Here is a 25,462-nt window from a genome sequence, read left to right on the forward strand (position 1 = left end):
GGTTGCTGATCGCCGCTAAGCAGTGAGGTTGTGCCGCAATTTGTCCCAAAAACTGGCCACCGCTGTTAGGTCCTGAATTCCAAGCCCCGACAAACAAGCCAGCGTCGGGCCATCCGGGTTCGCCGCGCATGAAATGCCGACCTCGCCAATTTCAATCAGCTCCGACGCGGTGATAAACCCGGCCGCGATCGCATGGTGCGGGGCTCCGAACCTTTGGGCTGAGCTGATTGCGTCCACATAGACATTTGCGGATTTCAGGATGACGGGGTCGATTTCACATTTGGTCGCATCGTCTGACCCAACCGACGTGATGTGCTGCCCCGGACGCACCCATTCGCTGCGCAAAATCGGTTTTTTCGCCCCCGTTGCGGCGATGATGACATCGGTCTGTGGAACCACATTGGCCAAATCTGTCGCAACGTAGAAATCCACATCTGGAAATTTTCGTTGCAGGTTTGTCTTTAACGCCAATGCCTTGGCCGCAGATCGCCCCCAAATATGCACCTGTTTGATGGCGCGCACATGTAACAGGGCTTCGATTTGTAAACCCGCCTGAATGCCGGTTCCGATGACCACCGCAGATGACGCCGATTTGGGGGCCAGTATCTGCGCAACATAGGCGCCTGCGGCTGCGGTTCGGTAGTCTGATATCAGATGATCATCACAGAGGATCGCCAACGGTTTGCAGGTCGCGCTGTCGAAAACGGCGATCATCCCACTAGAGGTTGGCAGACCTTGATCTGCCAAAACACCGGACCAACCGGCCATTTTCACGGTAAAAATCGGACAATCGGGCAATGTCGCCGATTTGATATGCATGTCCGCGCGCTCATTTAGATGCAAAACGTGAACCGGGGTTTGAACGTCCCCGTTTGAAATGGCCTGAAACGCGGTTTTTGCTGTTGGGATCAGGTTTTGAATGTCTAAAAAAGGGCGAATGTCCGCAGAGCTAAGAACAGGGATCATGGTTCAAAAACCTCGCCTTTCCCGACAAAGCTAACCTCGCCTGTGACGGTGACGCGTTCGACATTATCGCAATCCCCATAAGGGGTTACGATGATTTCACTTGGGCGGCCGATGAAATGCCCCTGTTTTAGAACAAAGCTTTTATTTGCTGGCACCAATCCATGTTTCAACGCATAGGCCCCGACCACGCCCGCCGCGCTGCCGGTGGCGACGTCTTCCATGACCCCATCATTGTTCCAGTGGCGTCCCTCAAAGCTGTGCACGTCAAAAAGATAGGCAAATTCTGCGCCCAAATGATGCAGCCTTTCTTCTAAATCCGGCACGGTGATACGCGCCTCTTTCAACCCGCCCTCAACCGGGATCACCAAATATTTTAATCCGGTTGAAATGATTTCGGCCGGTAGGTCAGACGTTTTAGAAAGATTGAACAACGGGGCAAAACTGGCCGCGTTTTCAAGCTGAGCGATCATGTCTGGGCGACCCTGATCCAACGCCCCCCAATATCGTCCATTTTGATGTAGCGTCGAAACCTCAACCTGGCGCCCGCCCTGCAAATGAATGGTCCAATGCTGATCTGCGCTGTTACCCGATTGTCGATGTAACGCGCAGGCGGCCCCGATGATTGGATGGCCGGCAAAGGGCAGTTCCTCAAACAGATCAAACACTTTTGCTGATATTTTGCCCCCATTCCCAGTCAGGAATATCGATTCAAAATGCCGTAATTCTTGGGTGATCGCGAGCATTTGATCATCGCTCAGGTCGGCTGAGTCGAATATCACCGCAAGGCTATTGCCCGAATAAGGGCGCGCGGCAAACACATCACAATGGATAAAGTTGAAAGTTTTTTGAGGAGATGACATAACAACCTGCATAGCGGAGAATCTATATAGATGAATGACTATTCAGGTGACGCCTTTGTGTCAAGCGCGCGCGGCCTGTCAGCGCTGGCGCATGAAAACCGGCTGCGGATTGTACATTGGCTGTCTGATCCTGAACGTTTCTTTCCGCCTCAGGTGGATGGGGATTTGGTGAAGGATGGCGTTTGTGTCAGCTTTATCACCTATAAAATCGGGTTAAAGCAGCCCACCGTGACCAACCACATGAAAGTGCTGCAGGAAGCGGGATTGGTCGATAGCAAGAAGATCAAGAACTGGGTTTTTTACAAGTTGCGACAGGATCAGGTCAGACAACTTGTTAAAATGATTGATGAAATCATCTAGTGTGTGGTGACAACAAGCCTAGGTTCGGCCGATGATCCCAGCAGAGGAACAACAGTCCCGTTTTGGAGAAATCAAACCGGGACTGTAATGCTTGGATCGTCGCTATAGATAAAAGTTATCCGCAGTCAGGTCATGGGTGCCCAACAAAACAATCGCAAAGTCGGAATAGATATCACCATCATTGCTGCCATGGACGATCGTATTGCTGCCGCTATGGTAATAGCTCAGTTGGCCACGTTCAAAAACGATCAAGTCAGCCTCGCCGCTAAAGTGGAAAGCGTCTTCGGCCCGGAAGCGCTGGCCGTCAATGCCACTCAGATCGATAACGTCCTGTGCTGCATTAAAGTCCGTAATCACATCTGCGGACCATGTCAAAGCATGCCCATCATTCCGCGCAATCGAATTGGTTTCGCCTATGCTATTGAACACAAACACATCATTGCCGGTGCCACCAGTTAGGGTATCACGACCAGTCCCGCCTTGGAGGGTATCCGCCCCTGCCCCACCATCGAGCAGATCAGCCTGCGCACCCCCCTGTAAGGTATCACTGCCAGCCCCACCATAAAGTTCATCGGCATTTGCCCCCCCGAAGAGTTCATCATGCCCACCACCGCCATTTAATGTGTCATTCCCATTTTGGCCCCAAATGGTGTCGCTGCCGCCTTCGCCTTCGATCACATCATGACCGGTTCCACCGCGCATTGTATCCAGACCGATATCCCCATACATATGGTCGCCCCCCGAGCCACCATAGATCAGATCATTCCCCGTGCCGCCGTCCAAATGGTCCACGCCACCATTGCCAAACAACCCATCAAACCCAGCGCCACCTAGAATGATCTCATGCCCGCCGCCGCCATAGATGTAATCCACACCGGCCCCGACATTCAGGTTCAGAGCCGCCTCATTTGCGATCTGCGAATGGGCGATCAGCACGTCATAATCGACGCCGTGGAACAGTTCAGTCATGTTGGTCAATGTAATGCCCTGCGACTGCGCAAATTCGACATATTGGTTATATACATGCATTGAATGGGTATCGACCGGGCCAATCTGCGACAGCAAATTGTTGTGAAACTCGTTCAAATCCCCAAAGTTGTCAGAGAAAAACGCAGGAATCCCAATGACATCCCCATCCATCCGAAACGAGGCCGCGTTGTCAAATTCAGGTAGATTGGTGAACACGCCCGGCGCAGCAAACGAAATGTTTTCGATAGATGCAGATAGCCCCCAATTGTTTAAAATGCTGGTCCAGTAATCTGCCATGCTGGATCCAAGGCTATGACCTGTCAAATAGACCTGTGTTATTTCTGGATTGACCGTGAGGTAATCCCTGATTGCATCCATCAGTTCGGTCAAATCTTGTAGGTGATTGTATTGCGCCAGCCAATCAGGCGCGGCGTCGCCAGCACTGTTTGTCCCACGAAACGACACGAACATCGCGTCATCGGATCGCGCCACCAGCGCCGCTGCATTTCCAGATGTGTAAAACCCGTCAACCAGTCCGTCTTGCGGGTATTCCGGATCGCCTGTGGCAACGGGGCTCAGGCTTGGCAAATCGGAGGTTTGCAGAAAATAGAGCATCCCGTCTAACCGATCTGTCGCCGGGGTCGCTTGGGCGTTGAACGTGCCTGTTGTTTCATGCGGCTGTAACTCATATGCGGCCAATGAAAGGTTTGAAAACAAACCCATTTGCCCAAATTCATCAAACACGTCAGCGGTGCTGGTGAATTGCGGGGCCCCGCCACCTGTTACATGTTCAAACACATTCCCCGCTAACCGCGTAACTTCGTCTGGGGTGATCGTTGGCAAACTACGATCAGAGTAAAAATCCAATGGAATCGATGAGTAAAAAACCGTGCCAGCACCGTACTGATATGAAAAAGCAGCAATTTCTGTTGCACTTCCGGTTGTGAGTAGCGGCGTCGCCCCGACTGGCAGATCCGCCAAATTTGCATAACCATGCACTGAAAAGTTTGCATCATCATAGTCGACGTCTGTGATTGTGCCTGCTGATCCGTTTACAAAATCCGATGGGGCCCCTGCTGCGATGTCGATTTCGGTGCCGGTCTCACGCACAAAGGTCACCGTATCGCCACCCGGCAATATCGTCTGAGCATCCGTGACATGCCGGTCAAAAATCACCAGGCTCATCCCCGCATTTACGGCGGCCTGAATATTCGCCAGATTTGTCAGATATTCGGACCCAAAACTGCCATTGTTGGAATTAACAACATAAAGAATGTCAATCTGGCTCAGCTCTGCTGCTGTAAGTGACGTCACACTTTGCGCGGTGTGACCGTTGTCCATAATTTCATCAATCTGAAACGCTTCGCCCTGCGAAGCGTCCATCGAGTAATAACCAATAACACTCATACCAACCACCTTTGTCCCTTTGTTCAGCACCAAACTATTTCTAATGATTTCAACATTGTCAAACCCAAGCCGGCTCACAGTGACATTCGGTTTATGAGTGCCAACACCGTTGAAATGCAGCGATTTAGAGCAATAAAGCGTCCGGATTAAGAGCGGTCAACAAAACGTCTAGCTCTCATATCTTATATTGGCGCGTTTTCCGGTCCAAGAAATCCATGCCATTCGCAATCGCGACCCGAAATACATATAGGACCCTGTTAAGAACCTCGTGCTACAACCAAAAACAACGTCCGCTTTTTCCCAATTGACGGATGTTTTTGAATTTCTAATACGGTGTCGTGACAAAGTCCGTGTCGCGCTGGAGAATACGCACCGCCATGGCACCCGAGCACACTATGTCGAAGTCGATTGAAACGTTGAAATCTGACCTATTGGATCGAAGCCCAGCCCCTGTGGTGGTTGGTGACGTGTCCATTAAAACGGGCGATATTTGTGTTGTTTACTGCAATTTTGCATTCCTCGATGTCATTGGTACAACAGCGGAAAATGCAACAGGGCTGTCATTTGAAACGTTTTTAGATGCTGATAGTTTCGCTCAGCTTCGCCAGATCAGTCATGCGCCGAACCAATGTGAACAGGATCGGGTTCTCAACAATCTCGTGATCTTGGGGGGGGATGGCACCGCACAAATGCGTGGCGCAGCAATGAACGTCACCGGACATGTGTCAACCGCCGGGCATTTGGTGACGCTGACTTGGGATTTACAGACCGAAACATCAAGTTCCGCGGCTAAACCCGATAATTGCCACCACACGGCCCCCCCGATCACTGCGCCGTCCCGCTTTGAGGCTGCGATGGACGCATTTCCAGACCCGTTCGTGATCTATGATGTGAATCTAAATCTGGTCAGCTGGAATGCCGCCTATGCGTTGTCGATGACAGATTGTCCCACGGATTTGCAAAAAGGCATGCCCATTCGCGACGTGCTGGCGATTGGGGTCGCAAACGGGCGCATCCCCGAAGCGGTGGGCCGTGAACAAGAGTGGATCGAAGAAACCGCGTCGCCCGATGCAATGAGCAACAAAACTCTGGATATTGAGCTTTGGGATGACATTCATCACCGCCTGTTTCGGTATCGCACCGAAAATGGGGATTATGTGGTGATCCGGTTGAATTCAACCGAATTGGTTCGACAGAAACGCACCGCAGAAGAGGCCAAGCTTAGGCTCATTTCCGCCCTCAACGCCTATCCATCCCCCTTTGTGATTTATGATTCCGCCGATTGTCTGGTGGCATGGAATGATGCCTATCGTGCGTCCATGTCTGGTGAAAACGACCCCATCATGGTTGGGATGCACCGGACCGAAGTGGCGCGGATCGCAATACGGGCCGGTAAATTTGCCGACGCCATCGGGCGCGAAGAAGAATGGATGTCTGACGAACATCAGCAAAAAACCGTAGAAACACCCATTCAGGACATTGAATTGACGGGTGATATTCATCACAGGTTGCTTCGGTCACGGGCGGAAAATGGTGACTTGGTGATTGTTCGGCTCGATACAACGGAACTGGTGCGCCAACGCCGGTCGGTTGAACAACATGCCGCGCAACTTGAACGCGCGAATTTGGAAATCTCACACCAAGCGGAACACGACGATTTAACCGGGCTGGGCAATCGCAGATTGTTTAAACGCAAATTGCAAGAATTCGCCGCCAAACGTCAGGTTTCAGGCGGTGAAATCGCCGTTTTGCACATCGATCTGGACCGTTTCAAACTGATCAATGACACGATGGGTCATGCAGCTGGCGATCAGGTTCTACTGGATGTCGCATCCCGTATCAGAAGCCGTGCAACCTCAGAAGAAGTGGTCACTCGCATCGGGGGGGACGAATTTGTCGTTCTGATCCTGGTGGGCGATGATCAGGACAGACCCAAAGATTTATCCAAACAATTGCTGGCTGATTTCACACGGCCCGCTCATTTTGAAGGCAAGGAATGCCGTTTTGGGGCCTCTATCGGGTTGGCAACCACCCCGGTCACCGGCATCGACGATTTGCTCGCGAATTCCGACCTTGCTTTGTACCGGGCCAAAAACATGGGTCGCGGGCGTTTGGGGATATTTGACCAATCCGATTTTGAAATGGCGCGTAACCAAAAAACACTGGCAGACGAGGTGTTGCGCGGCATCGAAAACCAAGAGTTTATTCCATATTTTCAGCCCCAGATTGATGCAAAAACGGGCGTGGTGATCGGGCTTGAGGCGCTGGCGCGGTGGCAACATCCAGAACGCGGAACCTTGGCCCCAGATGCGTTTTTACAGGTTGCGATGGATCTCGATGTGATTGCGGATATCGACAAGATGATCTTTGAACGCGCTGTTGTCGATTGTACGGCCCGTTTTGCGCATATCGGGGCTTATCCGACGCTTTCCTTTAATGTCAGCGCATCGCGGGTGCATGATCACGACCCAACCGAACTTCGCCTGATGCAACAAATGTATCCCGGAAATATAGGTTTTGAACTTTTGGAAACGATCTTCTTAGAAGAAGAAGACGAGGCGTTTTTGTTTAAGGTCGATCAATATCGCGAAATGGGGTTTACGATTGAGGTCGACGATTTCGGAAGCGGCCGAGCGTCTGTTGTCGCGCTTCAACGTATCAATCCGGATCGGCTTAAAATTGATCGTCGACTTGTTGCCCCCATCACTCAAACACAAAGCGGGCTACGGTTGTTAAAATCGATTGTGGACATTGGTCATGCCCTAAACATTGGCGTCACTGCAGAAGGCGTCGAAACACAAAAACAAGCGGATCTACTGACCAAAGTCGGGTGTGATCGCCTGCAAGGGTTCCACATTGCCCGACCAATGCCAGTAGAACAGGTCACGCAGTTCCTGATCGATCAGCCGCGTCGCGGTCGTGTCGGTGGTAAACCCGCGTAATACCTGCAAAAACCATTGTTTTCTCTTCGCTCAAATCGCGATTATTGACCGTGATCGTTGGTGTTTTGGCGCCAACATTCCGACGCCATTTCACTGTTCTTTCTCATGACCTAAATTGCGATTGCGATCATGTTTTCCTTAAATTTTATGCACAAGAGTTCATTCCTCCAAGCCATGGAAATCTAGTGTTAAGACTCAGGCTGCATGCTGCACATGGGGTAAATATCTATGTGAGGCAAATATTATGGGTGCAATGGAAACAGCAGCACAGGCGTCAGACGATCGTGAAGATTTGGATCAAAATGGCATCATAGCGGCGATCAACCGTGTACAAGCTGTCATCGAATTTGAACTGGACGGCACAATTATCACCGCCAACGAAAACTTTCTGTCGACGGTTGGCTATAAACTGGACGAAATCGTTGGAAATCATCACCGGATGTTTTGCGATCCGCAATTTGCGAAATCTGACGATTACCAAGATTTCTGGATGAAACTTGCTATGGGTGAGTTCAGCGCAGGTGATTTCAAACGCTTTGCAAAAGACGGGTCAGAGGTTTGGATCCACGCGAGCTACAACCCGGTTTTTGATGCGGATGGCAAACCTTATAAGGTTATTAAATTCGCTTCAAACATCACTGATGAGAAACTGCGCACCGCCGAACAAGACGGCAAAATGGCTGCGATCAACCGCGCACAGGCGGTGATTGAGTTTGAACTGGATGGGACCATCATCACCGCCAATGAAAACTTTACCGCCACGGTTGGCTATTCTTTGAGTGAAATTCAGGGTCAGCATCATCGCATTTTCTGCGATTCAGCTTATACTGGATCCCCCGAATATACCGCCTTCTGGGCGGATCTGGCCAAGGGTGAGTTTTGCGCAGGAGAGTTCAAGCGTCTGGCCAAAGATGGGTCAGAGGTGTGGATCAACGCCAATTACAACCCAATTTTTGATGCGGATGGCAAACCTTATAAGGTCGTGAAATTCGCCACAAATATCACAGATGAGAAACTGCGCACCGCCGAACAAGACGGCAAAATGGCTGCAATCAACCGCGCGCAGGCGATGATTGAGTTTGAGCTAGACGGGACCATCATCACCGCCAACGAAAACTTTACGGCGACGGTGGGCTATAACCTTGATGAAATCCAAGGCCAGCATCACCGCATTTTCTGTGATCCAACCTATTCCATGTCACCCGAATACAGAAAATTCTGGGCGGATTTGGCCAAAGGCGAGTTTTGCGCCGGTGAGTTCAAACGCTTTGGCAAAGGAGGGTCAGAGGTCTGGATCAATGCCAGCTATAACCCAATCTTTGATGCAGAGGGTAAGCCCTACAAAGTTGTTAAATTTGCCTCAAACATCACTGCTGAGAAAAACGTCGCCAAAGAAGTGACGCGCATCGCCGAAGGCTTTGTTGCGCAATCTAAGTCGATTTCACAGCAATCCCATACGGTGGCCAGCGGTGCGCAGACACTTGGCTGCACCACTGAAGAAATCAGCGCTTCTGTCGAAGAACTAAGCGCGTCGATCGATTCAATCGCGCAAAACAGCAACCATTCTGACGAAATCGCGCAGAAAACCAAAGAAGAAGCCGATCAAGGCGCCAAGGCGATTGACCGGTCCATCGAGGCAATGGATTTGATCAATGCTTCGTCCGAAGAAATCAGTGAAATCGTCAAAACCATCAGCGAAATCGCCAGCCAAACCAACCTGTTGGCGTTTAACGCCGCAATCGAAGCCGCGCGTGCCGGTGAACATGGGCTTGGCTTTTCGGTTGTTGCAGATGAAGTGCGCAAACTGGCCGAACGATCGTCGCAATCTACGAAGGAAATCAGCAAACTTATCAATGACACGGTCAAACGCGTCACCCAAGGCAGCGAAATTTCCCGAGAGGCTGGCGCCGCGTTCAAAAAAATCTTGTCAGGCATCTCTGATACCACGGATTCCATCGCCCAAATCTCGGTTGCGGCCAATGAACAACAAACCGCTGCCCGCGACGTGTCCGAGGCCATCCAAAGCATCGTGGATGCATCCGAACAGGCTGTCATTGCATCAGATGCCATCGCGGCGGCAACGGATGACCTAAACTCTGGTGCCCAAGAACTGACATCAGAAGTCGCCAAACTGGGCTGCTAATTCGGATGAAATGTCTAATCAAGAAAAGGCTGCAATATGGATATTGCTAAAGTAGACGTCACCATGAGTGACGGTGATTTTTCAAAATTGCGGGCCATTGTGCATAAAAACACTGGGATCACGATCGGTGAAACCCGCAAATCAATGTTGGTCAGCCGACTGAGAAGCCGATTACGCGAGGTCGCTGCACCTGATTTTGCGGCGTACATTTCGCATCTGTCAAAAGACCCGGAAGAGATGCAAGAGCTGACCAACCGGGTCACAACAAACGAAACCTATTTTTATCGCACACCGCGGGTCTGGGACTATTTTCAGGATGAATTTCTGCCTCAGTTTTTGACCAAAGGGCAAAATCGATCGCTACGGGTGTGGTCAGGGGCCGCATCCACCGGAGAAGAGGCGCACACTATTGGCACCCTGTTGGAAGACGTGCGATTGAAAAATCAGAACTTCGATTATTCGATACTAGGTACGGATGTTTCGTCTCGGGTTTTGGATGTCGCAACAAAAGGTGTCTACAAAGGCCGGTCCATCGCGCGGTTTCGGCAAGCAAAACCCGAAGTTTTTAAAGCGCATATGACCGGAAATGACACGGATGGGTTTAGCGCCAATCCCCAAATTCGGTCTCGGATCAAATTCAAATTACACAATCTGTTTGACCGCCTGTCAAAGGCAGGACCATTTGACGCCGTTTTCCTGCGAAATGTGCTGATTTACTTTACGGATGACGATCAGGTGAAGATCCTAGATCAAGTGCATGACCAAATGCGGCCGGATGGGGTCTTGTTCATTGGTGAAAGCGAAACGCTGACCAAGTTGAACACACCGTTCGAACAGATTGCTCCTATTATTTATCGCCCCAAAGCAAAGGCCAAGAGTTGATGCAAGTCGGCGCATGCGAAAAATTACATGTCACGATTGGTCAGGTTAAAACCGGGCAAGCCGGGCAAAGTTTGCATGCCATTCTAGGATCATGCATCGGGTTGGGCATTTTGGATCCAAAGAATGGCGTGTACGGTCTGGCCCATTGCCTGCTGTCAAAATCTGACACCCCGATCGAAAAACTTGGGGGACGACATGTCGATCAGGCGATTTATTCATTAATGCAGCTCATGGACCTAAAACCCAGTGAGATGCGCAAACTTCAAGGTATCGTCGTTGGCGGGGCAAATATGACCTTGCCTGAGGATGCCGACCCAAGCCGAATGGTTGGCCAAATCAATTCCAAATTTGCCTACAAATCCCTACGTGAGGCCGGAATGCGCCGCATTCACGAAGATGTCGGCGGTATGTTGGGCCGGCAGATAACCATTGATTGCACCAGCGGTGAATTCACCGTCTCCGCCATTCCAAGATTGGAGACACAACGATGATGTTGGATCATACAGATGGCACACAGCCAGAGGATCAATCTGATACTGGCTATGTAAAAACCGTTTCGCAGCGGATACAAACCGCTCAAAAACGGGGGGCTAGCGGAGAAATCTATGGGTCGTTTTTGATCGGAGATAGCGAATTTGCGATCCCCGTATCCGCAGTGCAAGAGGTCGTGAACGAACCCACCGACATTTCCCCAATGCCACTTGCCCCGCCTTATATGCTGGGTTTGTTTAACCTGCGTGGTCAGATCATACCCATTGTTGATCTACGAATTTTGTTAGGGTTTTCGGACCAGAGGCAGGTCGCGTTACGCAGGGTTGCCATTATTGAATATGGGGAACATTGCATCGGCCTGCTTTTTGATCTGACCGGTGAAGTGCTCAATGGGAATCAAGCCACGCGAGTAAATTTTCAAGCCAAAGAAGACGGCCCGCGAGATGTGGTTATCAATGGGGTGTTGAAATTTGAACAAGGCAATCGACTGGTACAACTGCTTGACCCCTACGAATTGCTGAACCTCGACCAAGTGCCACGTGCCACCAAATCCTCGGATCAAGTTGAGGTCAAATCGGCCAAAGGGAAACGTCGCAATTGCATCTCGTTTCAAACCGGGCACACAACCTGTGCCATTGATTTGCGCTACGTCAAAGAAATCCTGAAAATGCCCAAGGTGGATCAGTCATTGTTTGCCCGCGGCAATGTCATCGGAACCACAAATTTGCGTGGAGTCATCCTACCTGTGGTTGATTTCCGAGCATTTTTGGGGGATGGCGCGGTCTTTCATCTTGGAAAAACCATTCCCAGTGAACGCAAAATGGTGGTTTTGGAAACCGCAGAAGGCATGGTCGGCCTGATGGTGTTTTCGATTGATAGTATCCTGCCCTATTACCGCGATGACGTGCTGCCATTCGCCAAACTGGCCCTGCCACGCGGGGATTATGTCAATGGTTGTCTCATCAGCGAACAAGACAAAATTGTCATGATGCTGGACCAGAAAAAGCTGCGTACGGATCCTGAATTGGTCGAAATTGCAAAGGCCTGCCAGGAAATTTATCCATCCGATGGACAAAATTGCGATGGGGAAACAACTCAGGTTAGTACGACGCGACGCACATATATCCTGTTCACCTTTGAAAAAATGTTTGCGCTCGACACGGCCTGCGTCAGCGAAGTGATCAACCGTCCTGACCATTTGCTGGAACCGCCTTATTCACTCGATTTTGTCGAAGGAATTATCAACTTACGAGGCGAGTTGATTACCCTTTTCAATCCCCGTTTGCTCTATGGGATGCCCCCTAAACGTATAGACGGGCAAAAGGTTCTAATTTTTAGAAACGAAGGTAACAAGTACGGCATTCTTGTGGATTCCGTCGACGAAATCATCATGACGAACGTTGATAACATTGCAGAACTGCAACCGTTGGATCACCAAGGAAACGGAAAACGGATCGTTGATGATGTCGAAGGGTGTCTGCACCGAAAATCCACAACAAAGGCTGACGTTTCAGTGCTGGTCCTGGATTCCGCCGCGGTTGTCAAACGATGCATGATTGCGATGGATCAGGCGCAACTTCGCTAATCGAAACGCTCTTCGGGTTTGTTCACCCGTGGCTATTTCTGATGCGCATGCCTGATTGTCATCGCGCATCGGGCTGAGGAAGCAAGACAGGTTTTGGAGGTATGGTGCGGGCGGTGGGACTCGAACCCACACGGGGCTAGGCCCCAACAGATTTTAAGTCTGGTATGTCTACCATTCCATCACGCCCGCAACCGATCTTCATACTCAAACGCATTCGCAATTCAGTATGTTGGCGCGACAATAGGCATTCCGTGACGGAGGTAAACCCTCAGATGTCCTCTCCGGGGGGCTGAATGATCAAACTTCGCTCATTCAGCCATGGGTTAAGCGCAACCGCCGCCTTTAAATCCGTTTGTGCGGCTTCGTTTTGGCCCAATTCGATCAAAGTGAGTGCGCGCCCGGTTAACGCGCCTAAATGTCGAGGGTTTAATTCCAAAGCCCGGTCCAAATCCAGCAGGGCGATGTCGAATCGTTGTTGTAAAAAGTTGCTGAATGCCCGCTGATTATAGGCTTCGGCAAAATCCGGACAATAATCCACCAATCGATCAAACGCCGTTTGCGCGCCCAGATGGTCCCCCAACCGCATCCGTTCCATGCCATGATCCAGCAGTTCCTGCGCGACCTCATCCGGGGCCTGCAACCAGATCGCCCACAAATCATTGCTGATGCGACGCGCCGCTATCGGATCAGGGGCCGTGCGTAAAACCTCATGCAACAGCTCAAGCCGCGTCGAGTGATTCGGCCCATTTGGACAAGTCTGAGCATAGGCAGCGCCTGCCGCCATGCCGATCAGCAGAGGTAAAATGATGGAAAAACGCATAATGGCATCATCGGCCTAAATCGCCTCAGGTCAAATCAAGGCTCTGTCATTACAAAGGTCAAAACCCTCACATGCAATCAATCGCCGCCAGCTTGTGCCTCTGGGCTTGCTTGCTCTTCTTTGATGGCTTGCATGGCCACATAGGTGGATGTGCTGGCGACATGCGGCAGGGTCGAAATCTTTTCCGCCAATAACAAACGATAGCCAGTCATTGAGGATGTGCGCACCTTGAGCAAGTAGTCGAAATTGCTGGCAATCATATGACATTGCTCGATTTCTGGGATTTGTGTGATCGCTTGATTGAACTCACCCAGCGCCTTTTCACGGGTGTCGCTCAGCTTCACTTCGACAAAGGCCACATGATCCCGCCCCAACCGTATCGGATCAAACAGTGCGCGATAACCGCGGATCACTCCGGTTTCTTCAAGACGACGCAAACGCGCCTGCGTCGGGGATTTAGACAACCCAATACGACGGGCCAATTCGGTGACACTGATGCGGCCTTCGACCGCCAGAATATCCAGAATCTTTCGATCAAATCGATCCAGCTCAGAAGTTCGTTCGGTCACATTTTTCCCAATCTTATATGCGGTTTTCCTACGATACACCTAAAGTGAAGTCAAAACGACCCGTTTTTTTCAGCTATCCTAGCCATAACGGATAGGAGCTTAGACATGAACACATCACCCTCCCCTCGCAGCTTGGTCGACACACAAACTTATGCCGATGAAACAACCGCAGTGGCGCGTCTGGTGGAACAAGCATGTTTGACGAAAACGGATCGCGCAACAATTTCCGCGAATGCGGCCCAGTTGGTGCGGGACATTCGCGGGGCTTCTGACCCCGGTTTGATGGAGGTTTTCCTGGCAGAATACGGGCTATCCACCGAAGAAGGCGTCGCATTGATGTGCCTGGCCGAAGCGCTGCTACGGGTGCCGGATGCCGATACAATTGATGCGCTGATCGAAGACAAAATTGCGCCGTCCAATTGGGGGCAGCATTTGGGGCATTCTTCTTCGTCATTGGTGAACGCGTCCACCTGGGCCCTGATGTTGACGGGCCGGGTTTTGGATGGCGAAAAGCCGGGATTGTCCGGCGTGTTGCGCGGGGCGATCAAACGGGTTGGGGAACCTGTGATCCGATCCGCAGTTGCGCGCGCCATGAAGGAAATGGGCAAACAGTTTGTTTTGGGTGAAACCATCGTCAAAGCCATGAAACGCGGTAAAGGCATGGAGGAAAAAGGCTATACCTATTCCTATGATATGCTGGGAGAAGCCGCACGCACCGATGCAGATGCACGTGGGTTTCATTTAGCTTATTCGCGGGCCATTTCCGCCATTGCCGAAAATTGCCACAGCGCGTCAGTCGCCCAAAATCCGGGCATTTCGGTGAAACTGTCGGCGCTGCATGCCCGCTATGAAATCGCCCAAGAGGCCCGTGTCATGGAAGAGCTGGTGCCGCGGTTGCGGTCGCTGGCGCTGGTGGCGAAATCGGCGGGTATGGGGCTGAATGTGGATGCAGAAGAGGCAGATCGCCTATCCCTGTCGCTGGATGTGATCGAAACGGTGCTGGCTGATCCGGGGCTGAAAGGCTGGGATGGATTTGGCGTCGTGGTGCAGGCCTATGGGCCGCGCGCGTCGTTTGTGATCGACGCATTGCACGACCTGGCCATCAAACTGGATCGCAAAATCATGATCCGTCTGGTCAAAGGCGCCTATTGGGACGCCGAAATCAAGCGCGCCCAAGTGGAGGGCATGGACGGATTTCCCGTCTTTACGCAAAAGGCCGCGACCGATGTCAGCTATATCGCCAATGCGCGCAAATTGCTGTCGATGACAGACCGGATCTATCCGCAATTCGCCACACATAATGCCCATACAGTGGCGGCGATCCTACATATGGCGCAGGACATGCCCAAATCTGCCTATGAATTTCAACGTCTGCACGGGATGGGGGAAACCCTGCATAATCTGGTGCTGAACGCCAATAACACCCACTGCAGAATTTATGCCCCCGTCGGTGCGCACGAAGATTTGCTGGCCTATCTGGTGCGTCGTCTGTTGGAAAACGGGGCCAACTCTTCTTTTGTGAACCAGATCGTTGACGAAGAAGTCCCGGCAGAAATTGTGGCCGCCTGCCCCTTTGACGCGCTGGGAACGGAATTTGCACTGCCCAAAGGCCCTGATCTATATCAGCCAGAACGGATCAATTCCAAAGGATGGGATTTGACCGACCGGCCCACATTGGCGCGTATCGAAACAGAGCGGTCCCCTTTTGAACGGGTCACCTGGCAGGCCGGTCCGGTTTTGGCCAGCGTAGATGCGGCCCCGACCGGGGCGCAACGTCGGATTATGAACCCGGCCGACCCGTCCGATCATGTGGGCGATGTGATTGATGCCACCGCCGCAGAGTGTGACGCCGCGATCGCGCAGGCCGAGACGTGGAATGTGCCCGTCGCCCAACGCGCCGTAATCCTGAACAAAGCCGCTGATCTATACGAGGCACATAGCGGCGAATTGTTTGCACTGCTGGCCCGTGAAGCCGGGAAAACTCTGCTGGATGCCGTGGGCGAAGTCCGCGAAGCCGTTGATTTTCTGCGGTACTACGCCAAAGAAGCGGAAAAGTCTGACCGCCCGGCCCGCGGAACCTGGACCTGCATTTCGCCTTGGAATTTCCCACTGGCAATTTTTTCAGGACAGATAAGTGCGGCTTTGGCTGCGGGCAACGCCGTTTTGGCAAAACCGGCAGAGCAAACCTGCCTGATCGCGATCCGCGCCGTTGAATTGCTGCACCAAGCGGGGGTCCCCCGGTCGGCGTTGCAAATCCTGCCCGGGGGGGGACAGGTTGGGGCTGCATTAACCAGCCATGCCACCCTGTCCGGCGTTGCCTTTACCGGGTCCACAGCCACGGCGATGTTGATCCGCAAATCCATGGCGCAAAACTGCGCGCCGGGCACGCCTTTGATCGCGGAAACGGGGGGATTGAACGCGATGATCGTTGACAGCACAGCACTGCCTGAACATGCGGTTCGTGACATTCTGGCCAGCGCGTTCCAATCAGCGGGTCAGCGTTGTTCTGCGTTGCGCTGTCTTTATGTGCAGGATGATGTTGCGGATAAAATCTTGACCATGCTGTTTGGCGGCATGCAGGAACTGTCCCTGGGACGGCCATGGGCATTGTCCACCGATGTTGGCCCCGTGATCGATCAGGCCGCGTGGCAGGGCATTACCGATCACATCGACACTGCGCGCAAAGAGGATCGGGTTTTGTTCGAATTGCCCGCGCCCACAACCGGGACATTTATCGCCCCCACCGTGATCAGCCTGTCGTCTATTCTGGACCTGAAACGCGAAATCTTTGGCCCGGTATTGCATGTTGTGCGGTTCAAATCCCACGAACTGGACCAAGTGGTCGCGGATATCAACGCCACAGGGTTTGGGCTGACATTTGGGTTGCACACGCGCATTGATGACCGCGTGCAACAGATCGTGGATCAGATTGACGCAGGAAACCTATATGTGAACCGCAACCAAATTGGCGCGATTGTCGGCAGCCAACCCTTCGGTGGCGAAGGCCTGTCAGGGACCGGCCCCAAGGCAGGCGGTCCACGCTATGTGCCCCGGTTCCAAGCCCCAAGTGACACGCCCATTTCCGTCGCCGACGTCATGGACCTGCCTGGCCCCACCGGCGAAAGCAATCGCCTGACAACCCATGCACGTGGCCCGGTTTTGTGCCTGGGTCCAACGGATCACATTGCTGCGCAGTTAGAGGCCGTGTCTGCATTGGGCGGCACAGCCATATCAGCAGACGGCATGTCGCCAGAGGCGCTGTTGGATCACCCGGATGTCGCGGCGGCAATATGGTGGGGGGATCGCGACACTGGTGTTGCATATGAACAGGCGCTATCACAGCGGTTAGGGCCAATCATTGCCTTGGTTACCGCCATGCCAGATGCCGCGCATGTGCTGCATGAACGACAGGTCTGTATCGACACAACAGCCGCTGGCGGTAACGCCGCATTGTTGGCCGAAGTGTCCGGTATGTAAAAAACAGGCGTGCCGCCCTGCGCGGCACGCCGCATGTCGAAAACCCGCCCTGCCCGCGCATGCCGCTTGACGTTGCACGCAGAAATGCGGACTTTGCCGGTATGTTTCCTATTCGTGATCACAACCCGTCCAACCGCATCCCTTATGTTTGTTACGCCTTGATCGCAGCAAACATCGCGGTTTTCCTGCTTACCTACGGAATCCAAGATAACTGGGCACTGTCCCAGCTCTATTTTGATTATGCGCTGATCCCCCGTCGCCTGAATGATGGCGACAACCCGCAGGCGTTGATCACGTCGATGTTCCTACATGCCGGTTTTATGCATCTGGCAGGCAACATGCTGTTCCTCTGGATTTATGGGGACAATATGGAAGACGAACTGGGCCATTTCGGTTTTTTGGCGTTTTACCTGACGGCAGGCATCGGGGCGGGGCTGGCGCAATATGCCGCGAGCCCCACATCCCCGGTTCCCATGGTGGGGGCATCTGGGGCAATCGCCGGGGTTATGGGGGGATATCTGTTGTTATTCCCCAAAGCGAAAATCGACGTTCTGGTGATATTTATCATCATTTTCAAGATCTTCCCCATCCCAGCTTGGATCGTGTTGGGTGTGTGGTTCGGTCTGCAATTGCTCAATGGATTGGGGTCGGATGTTGCAGGGGGCGGCGTCGCCTATATGGCGCATTTGGGTGGATTTATCGCCGGTTTGATCCTGACAATTCCGATTTGGATGCGCCGCGGTGGATCAGATTTCTGGCGCGACACGGACGGGCACCCCCCCCATCCAGAGGCACAATACAAACACCTGCGCACATCCAATATTCCACGTGTTCCACGTAAATAACAAAGTATAAGGTACTGTTATCATGCCCAAAATAAAGATCGACGCCGTCGCCGTGTCCAGCAGCGACATGGCCAAAACTTTGGACTTTTATCGCTGTCTTGGGTTTGATTTCCCAACAGACGCGGCCAGTCAGGATCATGTGGAACCGATCACAGCCCCCGGTGAGGTCCGGTTGATGATCGACACGGCAAAATTGATGGAATCCATCATCGCAGAGCCCCCGCGCCCGGCAAATCATTCAGGATTTGCCCTGTTATGCGACAGCCCAGCCGAGGTGGATGCCATCGCCCAAAAAGTTGTAGATGCAGGGTTTGAAGTGGCAAACCCACCATGGGATGCATTCTGGGGGCAACGCTATGCAATCGTCAAAGATCCGGACGGCTACAAAATTGATGTGTTCGCTGCGCTCTGAATGCCGCCATCACCACCGTCAAAACAAAACATCCGCCGAAATTCCGGCGGATGTCACAAAAATCAAAGAGTTAAACGACGGAATTAGCCGCGAATAACCTTGGCAAAGTTTTCAAAAATCGGTTCGTTTGCGCAGATCACTTCGCCGTCTTGCAAAATGTCCCCCTCCGGATCGAGCGGCTCTACAAAACCACCTGCTTCTTTGACGATGATCAGGCCAGCGGCCATATCCCAAGCGTTCAAACGCCGTTCCCAGAACCCATCGTAACGTCCGGCCGCCACATAGGCCAAATCCAATGACGCGGCCCCAAAACGACGCACACCAGCACAGGCAGGCAACAAACGCGCCAGATCCTTAAGCGTGACAGGCAGGTCCGCACGCCCTGCAAATGGCAGGCCGGTCGCAAAGATCGATTCAATCATCCGGTTTCGGCCAGACACACGAAGACGGCTTTCATTCAGCCACGCGCCTTCGCCTTTTTCCGCAAAAAACAGCTCATCTTTGACAGGGTCATAGATCACACCCGATACAATCTGCCCTTTGTGTTCCAGCGCGATCGACACGGCCCAATGGGGCAAACCATGCAAAAAATTGGTGGTGCCATCCAGCGGATCAACGATCCAACGACGCGTCGGGTCTTCGCCCTCAACTTCGCCATCTTCTTCGCCCAGAAACCCGTAGGTTGGGCGCGCTTCCATCAGCGCTTCGCGGATCACTTCTTCGGCGCGTTTATCCGCTTTGCTTACGAAATCGCCCGGCCCCTTAGAACTGACCTGCAGATTCTCAACTTCGCCGAAATCCTTAAGAAGACCACGCCCAGCGATCCGGGCGGTTTTAATCATTACGTTAAGATTGGCACTGGTCGCCATCACGGCCTCCGAAAAAATTGCATCATGTGGGATTGCATCAAGAGTGAGCCTATAGGCGCAAACACCCATATAGAGCAAGGGGCTGAGCGGAATTAGACACTGCGTTGCATGGCAATTCCGCACAAATCTGTAGAGACAATTGTTCCTAAAGAATTATATCCAGATTAACCCTTCATTCAGATCAAGCCCCCTAATGTGCGATGTAACTCAGGCTGTGGATCATGATCAACCTAACGCTAGAAGACATCCGATACGAAAGCAGGTTCGTTTCCCGCATCGAACGACGCGATCAACCCAAACGGTTGGCGGCGGCGGTTATGATGATCGGCATCTGCCTGTGGTCAGGTCAAGTCACTGAAACGGTTTATATATTCTCGGCCATTGGGTTTAGCGAACTGCTGTCGATCTGGATCGGAAAACGATTTCCAAAACGGGATGACCACATCCCCATCTGGTTGATCGGCATTTTATGGTGCAACAATCTGTTTTCCACGGTTGCGTATTTACTGCCGACTTTGCTGCTGGCCAGCCAGCCCTCTTTGGCGCTGTTTATCGCCGGTTTCCTGTGGATGTGCGGGTCACTGGTTCATATCGCAAATACATTTGCTTTTTTGCCGTTCTTTAACTTCTCAATGATGACGCCAGCATTGCTTGTGGCCTTTGGGGTGCTGTTTCAACTGGCAAACAATACTTTTGGCGTTGCACCAACCCATCACTGGATCGCTACGGCAGGCTTGCTGATTGTTTATGTTTTTAACGCCCTAGAAACGTTGAAAAAACAAAAGGACACGCACAAACAACTGCGCAATGCCCGACGCGAATCCAACGCACAATTGCGTAAACTCGAATACATGACGCAGCATGATGGTTTGACGGGCCTGTTAAACAGGTGGGCGTTTGAAGAAATGTTGCAAAACATGATTTATCGGTCAGATACCGAATCCCGGGTCGCGGTTTTCATTCTGGACCTTGATGGATTTAAGCCCATCAATGACACCTACACCCACGAGGCGGGCGATCATGTTTTACGAACGATTTCAACGCGTTTGCAAAAAGTTATCGCCAATACCGGCATCACTGCCCGACTGGGTGGGGATGAATTTGCCATCGCCCTTTCAGATCAAAACAGCGAAGATGCGCTGCTAAAACTGGCCCATCGCGTTGCAAAAACCATCGCCGAACCAATTTTGGTAAAGGGTCGTGAATTGCGCCTGACCGCCAGCGTTGGCATCAGCATGTCCACCGGAATAGATGACAGTATCGCCTCTCTTAGCGCCAATGCCGATCATGCAATGTTCAAAGCCAAATCCGCCCGAGACGGACAGGCTGTCATGTATGATCCAGACCTGTTTTCTCCACGGCCAAGCTTAGAAGATCGTCGCACATTGCGCATCGCGATGGAAAACCTAGACATAAAACCCTATTACCAGCCCAAAGTTGACATAAAAACCGGACGCATTTGCGGGTTCGAAGCTTTGGCGCGCTGGGAACACCCGGAACGTGGGCTTCTCATGCCCGGCGCCTTTTTACCTCAGGTCGCAGAGCTGTCTTTGCATGGCGAACTACTTGCTTTGATTGCAGAAACTGTGTTCAGCGATCTGGAGTATCTACTAGAAGCGGGCCTGGATCCTGGCCAAGTTTCCATCAATGTTCCAGAAGTGTCATTGGCCACATCAAATGGCCGCCAGGAATTATCTGACATTTTAATGCGGTACCCATCCATACTGGGTCACGTCACTTTTGAAATCACCGAAGACGTGTTTATCGCGCGCGCCAGTGAAACCATTCAGGAATCCATCGGTCACTTTCGTGCGAATGGCGTGCGGATTTCACTGGATGATTTTGGCACAGGGTTTGCCTCTTTTCAGCATTTACGGCAGCTGGACTTTGATGAACTTAAAATTGATTCCAGTTTTGTTGCTGCTCTTGGCACCGAAGAAGCGGCGGACGTATTGGTAGAAGGGTTTCTTTCGATCGCACAAGGATTGGGCGTTGATGCGATCGCCGAAGGTGTTGAAACCGCGCAGCAGGAACAGCAATTGCTTGGGATGGGCTGCACCAATGTACAAGGTTTCTTATATGGGCGCGCCATGCCACTTGCTGAAACACGGATTCTGCTCGAGGCGGAAAAACTCAGATTTCCGATGGTGCGTCAAACCAAAGTTTCACAAACAATGCACAGCCATAACCGCGACCACATCGACTTCAAAGGGTCCAAAGCAAGTTAAAGGCGCTGTAACTTCACCGCTTCTTGCCGCGTCAATCGAACGAAATGCGCCATAAACGGTTTATGCGTGTCTTCGCTGCGGGTCGCAGCATAAAGTCGGCGCGTTGTCCCGCCCTTCCCCATAGGTCGCGTGACATAATCCGAATTGTACCGCACCTGACGAACGACCCAATCTGGCAGAACAGCAACCCCGCGATTTGATGCGACCAGCAACAATATCATGGTGGTGAGTTCGACTTTGCGCACCAATGCTGGCTCAATACCGGCAGGTGTCAAAAACTCTGAAAACACATCCAACCTGGATTTATCCACCGGATAGGTAATCAGCGTCTGATCCGCGAAATCCTCTGGCTCAACCCAAGTTTTTTGCGCCAGTGGATTGGTCGATGCAGCGACAAAAACCGGCTCATAATCAAACAAAGGTGTAAAATCGGTTTCTGGCAGATCCTCAGGATCAGATGAAACGATCAAATCCACCTCTTCCCGGCGCAGCGCGGGCATCGCATCAAACGCCAAACCGGGTCGGATATCGATATCCACCTCAGGCCAAGCTTTGCGAAATTGTTCGAGGACCGGGAACAGCCATTCAAAACAAGCATGGCATTCAATCGCGATATGCAAACGCCCCGCTGATCCATCAATCAATCCATCAAATTCCGCTTCCAAAGCAGCGACTTGCGGCAAAATTGTTTCTGCAGCAGCCAAAAGCTTCATACCGGCGGATGACAGTTTAAGCGGCTTGGATCGTCGCACAAAAAGTTCAACCCCAGCCTGATCTTCGATCCCTTTAATTTGATGGCTTAGCGCAGATTGGGTGATGTTCAGATGATCAGCAGCACGGGCCAATCCACCCGTTTCATGAATTGCTTTGATCGTTCGAAGATGGCGAAATTCGATATGCATACAAATCAAACTCATGATTGTGGTGAAGTTTATGAATTTGCCTCATGTACCAAAACTTGGGACAAGGGGGCAAGTTAGAAAAGGACGCCCCATGTCAGAGACAGCTTCACGCCCGAACATCTCTTTTGAGTTTTTCCCACCCAAAAATTTGGAAGGGTCATTCCGTCTGTGGGATTGCGTCAATACGCTGGCCCCACTCGCCCCTGAATTTGTGTCGGTGACTTACGGTGCCGGTGGCACGACCCGTCAACTGACCCACGAAGCGGTCGGCGCAATTCACAAAACCAGCGGTCTTCGTGTCGCGGCGCATTTGACCTGTGTCGATGCCACGCGGGCAGAAACGCTTGCCATTGCAGAAGGTTACGCCGAACAAGGCGTGAGCGAAATTGTGGCTCTTCGCGGCGATCCGCCCAAAGGCCAAGGTGGTTTTTGTGCGCATCCCGATGGTTTTCAAAGCTCGGTTGAATTGATCGAAGCGCTGGCAGACACCGGCAAGTTCAACCTTAGGGTTGGCGCGTATCCTGAAAAGCACCCAGATGCGACGGATCAAAAAGCCGATATTGAATTCCTTAAGCGCAAGATTGATGCCGGTGCTCAAAGCGCGATTACGCAGTTTTTCTTTGACGTTGAAACGTTTTTCCGTTTCCGCGATTCCTGCGTAAAGGCCGGAATTGATGCACCAATTATCCCCGGAATCCTGCCGATTGAAAATTGGAATGGTATCCGCCGCTTTGCCGAAAGCTGTGGCACAAAAATCCCACAGGTGATTATCGACGGTTTTGAAAACGCAACGCGTGATGGAAATGCCGATTTGCTGGCAACGGCCATTGCCACAGAATTATGTGATGACTTGCTACAAGGCGGAGTGGATCATCTGCATTTCTATACCCTCAACAAACCCGAACTGAGCCGTGACATTTGCCACGCTTTGGGCGTCACCCCCAAAGCTCAATTGCAAAACGTCGCATAAACGGGCAGCCTCTGATCAAGAATGAGGCGCCCTATGTTTATTGCTCAATCAAAACTTGAAATGCCGACCAAAGAGACGCTTTTGTCAATGTCGGGTTATGAATTCATGCGCGGCATTCTGGCGGGCCAATATTCGTCCGCGCCCATATCCGACGTTTTGAATTTTGGTTTGGATGTGGTCGAAGACGGCCGGGTCGTTTTTCGCGGCACGCCTAGATTTGAGCATTCTAATCCCATGGGCACAGTTCATGGCGGTTGGTATGGGACGGTGTTGGATTCCTGTATGGCCTGCGCGGTCATGACAAAAATTCCAAAGGGAACCGTTTATACGACCCTCGAATACAAGGTTAACTTGCTGCGCGCGATCCCCCTGGAAACCGAGGTCGTCGCCGAGGGGCGCGTTGACCATGTGGGGCGCAGTACCGGCGTGGCCCATGGGGAAATCCGCGGCGTAAGTGATGGAAAACTATACGCAACTGGATCGACGACCTGTTTGGTTATGACGCTTCCGAGCTAAGTCCATTTGTGCCGCTGGCAACAAATTCAGATTTAACTGGCGCTTGTGGTTCTTTCATCGCATTCGCGAAACGATGATCTGAAGGGACGGAGTCATGCAAACGTTCTGACGGGTCCTGCCCGATCACGCGTTTATGGCGTGACACAAACAATTTGCCCCAGCCCTGCCATGTGCCGACCATCGGGGCCGACGGGTCACACGGAAACCGACCGCGCCATCCCACAGGCAATTCCAGCCCGCAATCTTCGAGCCGCTCTAACATCCAGACCAACGGAATATTGGCCAAAGGGCGGGCCGGTTCGTAGCCGGTCAATTGCCCGCCGATATCGCCATGTGTGCCTTTGAACCAAACCTGTTCCATTTTGCCGGCCCACCCTTCGGGTGATGACCATAAGACCGGCGTAAAAGCATCCCGAGTTTCGTCCAACGCAAGTGCATGAAACCCATGCCGAACCGAAGGGCCCAACCGATGATTGTGAAATTCATGACGCGCCTCTGCCCAACGCCAGAATACAGGCAGCCTCAGCCCCAGCGCTTTGACGGTATCCCAAGCCGCAACAGCCTCTATTGCGACCTCGTCATGACAAAACCGGTTGGTGAATACCGTCGCATCGCCATTGGCCGATCCCAACCGGTAATACCGATAAACAGACCGAATATTGCGGGCAGTGGCATGTTCGGCCTTTACCAGTCCAACCATATCAATGACGCCCGCCAAGGATCGCACAGCAAAGGCCCCGCGGGAATATCCAATTAAAACAATCTTATCGCCAGGGCGATAGCGCGACGCGAGGACCCCGTAGGCCCGTTCAATCTGTCGGTTGATGCCTTTCCCTGACGCCACATCCCAGGTTTTGCTCCAATCTTGCCATTGTACGCCCGCCTCGTAATAGACGGTTAGATTGGCTTTTTGGCCAACCTCGCAGAGCAATTTATAGGTTTTGCCAGCATTGGTTTCGCAGCCGGGTCGCAGACTGGACATGGTGCCATCCAACACAATCACATGTGTTGCAGGACCTCGTTTGCGTCCCGCACCCTGAGAGCGTTCCGGACCTAGCCCGAGTAACCCTAATATGCGATCACGAAACCGCATCAAACCCATCTGCTCCTTCTCTGCTCTTCACCGAAAGGGTGATTGCGTTAGGTGGAACATCAGCTTTGCGGAATTTCCTTTCGATAAGGTAACGCCGCCCTGTTCCATTACCTTAACATAGGCACGAAATTTAAGAAAAACCGTTACAAAATATC

At 52.1% G+C, this 25,462-nt stretch carries 20 protein-coding genes and 1 tRNA gene; 12 read left to right on the forward strand and 9 right to left on the reverse strand.

Features of this window, described 5'->3' with window-relative positions; genetic code table 11:
* Positions 1–15 precede the first annotated feature (15 nt).
* Positions 16–966, reverse strand: coding sequence for an ornithine cyclodeaminase family protein (locus AB1F12_RS11195; protein ID WP_368184377.1), 951 nt, complete (start codon positions 964–966; stop codon positions 16–18).
* Positions 963–1,826: a PhzF family phenazine biosynthesis protein gene (locus tag AB1F12_RS11200; RefSeq protein WP_368184379.1), complete on the reverse strand. Its 864-nt coding sequence runs from the start codon at positions 1,824–1,826 to the stop codon at positions 963–965. Before AB1F12_RS11200 ends, AB1F12_RS11195 begins: the two co-directional genes overlap by 4 nt.
* Before the next feature lie 30 nt (positions 1,827–1,856).
* Between AB1F12_RS11200 and AB1F12_RS11205 the strand changes: the two genes are divergently transcribed.
* On the forward strand, positions 1,857–2,186 hold the full coding sequence (locus AB1F12_RS11205) for an ArsR/SmtB family transcription factor (protein WP_368184381.1): 330 nt from the start codon (positions 1,857–1,859) through the stop codon (positions 2,184–2,186).
* Between the two features lie 102 nt (positions 2,187–2,288).
* On the opposite strand, the gene AB1F12_RS11210 is transcribed toward AB1F12_RS11205, so the two are convergent.
* Complete coding sequence (locus tag AB1F12_RS11210) at positions 2,289–4,562, reverse strand: hypothetical protein (protein WP_368184382.1); 2,274 nt, start codon at positions 4,560–4,562, stop codon at positions 2,289–2,291.
* A gap of 395 nt (positions 4,563–4,957) precedes the next feature.
* Between AB1F12_RS11210 and AB1F12_RS11215 the strand changes: the two genes are divergently transcribed.
* The 5 genes from AB1F12_RS11215 to AB1F12_RS11235 all read left to right on the forward strand — a co-directional run bounded on the left by AB1F12_RS11215 (position 4,958) and on the right by AB1F12_RS11235 (position 12,606).
* Positions 4,958–7,504, forward strand: coding sequence for a putative bifunctional diguanylate cyclase/phosphodiesterase (locus AB1F12_RS11215; protein ID WP_368184383.1), 2,547 nt, complete (start codon positions 4,958–4,960; stop codon positions 7,502–7,504).
* A 244-nt stretch (positions 7,505–7,748) separates the two neighbouring features.
* Positions 7,749–9,647, forward strand: coding sequence for a PAS domain-containing protein (locus tag AB1F12_RS11220; RefSeq protein WP_368184386.1), 1,899 nt, complete (start codon positions 7,749–7,751; stop codon positions 9,645–9,647).
* A gap of 36 nt (positions 9,648–9,683) precedes the next feature.
* Positions 9,684–10,529, forward strand: coding sequence for a protein-glutamate O-methyltransferase CheR (locus AB1F12_RS11225; protein ID WP_368184388.1), 846 nt, complete (start codon positions 9,684–9,686; stop codon positions 10,527–10,529).
* Complete coding sequence (locus AB1F12_RS11230) at positions 10,529–11,020, forward strand: chemotaxis protein CheD (RefSeq protein WP_368184390.1); 492 nt, start codon at positions 10,529–10,531, stop codon at positions 11,018–11,020. The genes AB1F12_RS11225 and AB1F12_RS11230 overlap by 1 nt, the downstream gene beginning before the upstream one ends.
* A complete protein-coding gene (locus AB1F12_RS11235; protein ID WP_368184392.1) occupies positions 11,017–12,606 on the forward strand; it encodes a chemotaxis protein CheW in 1,590 nt (529 codons plus the stop codon). Before AB1F12_RS11230 ends, AB1F12_RS11235 begins: the two co-directional genes overlap by 4 nt.
* Before the next feature lie 102 nt (positions 12,607–12,708).
* Here AB1F12_RS11235 and AB1F12_RS11240 read toward each other — a convergent pair.
* From AB1F12_RS11240 to AB1F12_RS11250, 3 genes are all read right to left on the reverse strand, one after another.
* Positions 12,709–12,795 (reverse strand) — tRNA-Leu (locus tag AB1F12_RS11240).
* A 79-nt stretch (positions 12,796–12,874) separates the two neighbouring features.
* A complete protein-coding gene (locus AB1F12_RS11245; RefSeq protein ID WP_368184394.1) occupies positions 12,875–13,426 on the reverse strand; it encodes a tetratricopeptide repeat protein in 552 nt (183 codons plus the stop codon).
* 77 nt (positions 13,427–13,503) lie between these two features.
* Positions 13,504–13,995, reverse strand: coding sequence for an Lrp/AsnC family transcriptional regulator (locus AB1F12_RS11250; protein WP_368184396.1), 492 nt, complete (start codon positions 13,993–13,995; stop codon positions 13,504–13,506).
* Positions 13,996–14,100: 105 nt separating this feature from the next.
* On the opposite strand from AB1F12_RS11250, the gene putA reads away from it, so the two are divergent.
* The 3 genes from putA to AB1F12_RS11265 all read left to right on the forward strand — a co-directional run bounded on the left by putA (position 14,101) and on the right by AB1F12_RS11265 (position 18,729).
* A complete protein-coding gene (gene putA, locus AB1F12_RS11255) occupies positions 14,101–17,472 on the forward strand; it encodes a bifunctional proline dehydrogenase/L-glutamate gamma-semialdehyde dehydrogenase PutA (protein WP_368184398.1) in 3,372 nt (1,123 codons plus the stop codon).
* Positions 17,473–17,573: 101 nt separating this feature from the next.
* Positions 17,574–18,317, forward strand: a complete 744-nt coding sequence (locus AB1F12_RS11260; protein ID WP_368188359.1) for a rhomboid family intramembrane serine protease — start codon at positions 17,574–17,576, stop codon at positions 18,315–18,317.
* 22 nt (positions 18,318–18,339) lie between these two features.
* Positions 18,340–18,729 (forward strand): VOC family protein, encoded by a 390-nt coding sequence (locus AB1F12_RS11265; RefSeq protein WP_368184399.1) that lies wholly within the window; start codon positions 18,340–18,342, stop codon positions 18,727–18,729.
* An 83-nt stretch (positions 18,730–18,812) separates the two neighbouring features.
* Here AB1F12_RS11265 and AB1F12_RS11270 read toward each other — a convergent pair whose 3' ends face one another.
* Positions 18,813–19,598: an inositol monophosphatase family protein gene (locus AB1F12_RS11270; RefSeq protein ID WP_368184401.1), complete on the reverse strand. Its 786-nt coding sequence runs from the start codon at positions 19,596–19,598 to the stop codon at positions 18,813–18,815.
* A 221-nt stretch (positions 19,599–19,819) separates the two neighbouring features.
* Here AB1F12_RS11270 and AB1F12_RS11275 point away from each other — a divergent pair, with 221 nt between their 5' ends.
* The gene (locus AB1F12_RS11275; protein ID WP_368184402.1) at positions 19,820–21,826 is read left to right on the forward strand and encodes an EAL domain-containing protein; all 2,007 of its coding nucleotides are present in this window, start codon (positions 19,820–19,822) and stop codon (positions 21,824–21,826) included.
* Here AB1F12_RS11275 and AB1F12_RS11280 read toward each other — a convergent pair.
* Positions 21,823–22,728 (reverse strand): LysR family transcriptional regulator, encoded by a 906-nt coding sequence (locus AB1F12_RS11280; protein WP_368184404.1) that lies wholly within the window; start codon positions 22,726–22,728, stop codon positions 21,823–21,825. The genes AB1F12_RS11275 and AB1F12_RS11280 overlap by 4 nt on opposite strands.
* Before the next feature lie 91 nt (positions 22,729–22,819).
* Here AB1F12_RS11280 and metF point away from each other — a divergent pair, with 91 nt between their 5' ends.
* On the forward strand, positions 22,820–23,698 hold the full coding sequence (gene metF, locus AB1F12_RS11285; RefSeq protein WP_368184406.1) for a methylenetetrahydrofolate reductase [NAD(P)H]: 879 nt from the start codon (positions 22,820–22,822) through the stop codon (positions 23,696–23,698).
* A 33-nt stretch (positions 23,699–23,731) separates the two neighbouring features.
* Entirely contained in the window at positions 23,732–24,214 is a 483-nt protein-coding gene (locus AB1F12_RS11290) for a PaaI family thioesterase (protein ID WP_368184408.1), read from the forward strand.
* Here the strand turns inward: AB1F12_RS11290 and AB1F12_RS11295 are convergent.
* Positions 24,195–25,307 (reverse strand): DUF2235 domain-containing protein, encoded by a 1,113-nt coding sequence (locus AB1F12_RS11295; protein ID WP_368184410.1) that lies wholly within the window; start codon positions 25,305–25,307, stop codon positions 24,195–24,197. The genes AB1F12_RS11290 and AB1F12_RS11295 overlap by 20 nt on opposite strands.
* Positions 25,308–25,462 lie beyond the last annotated feature (155 nt).

It is taken from the genome of Aestuariibius sp. HNIBRBA575 (assembly GCF_040932005.1).
Taxonomy (GTDB): domain Bacteria; phylum Pseudomonadota; class Alphaproteobacteria; order Rhodobacterales; family Rhodobacteraceae; genus CANLNM01.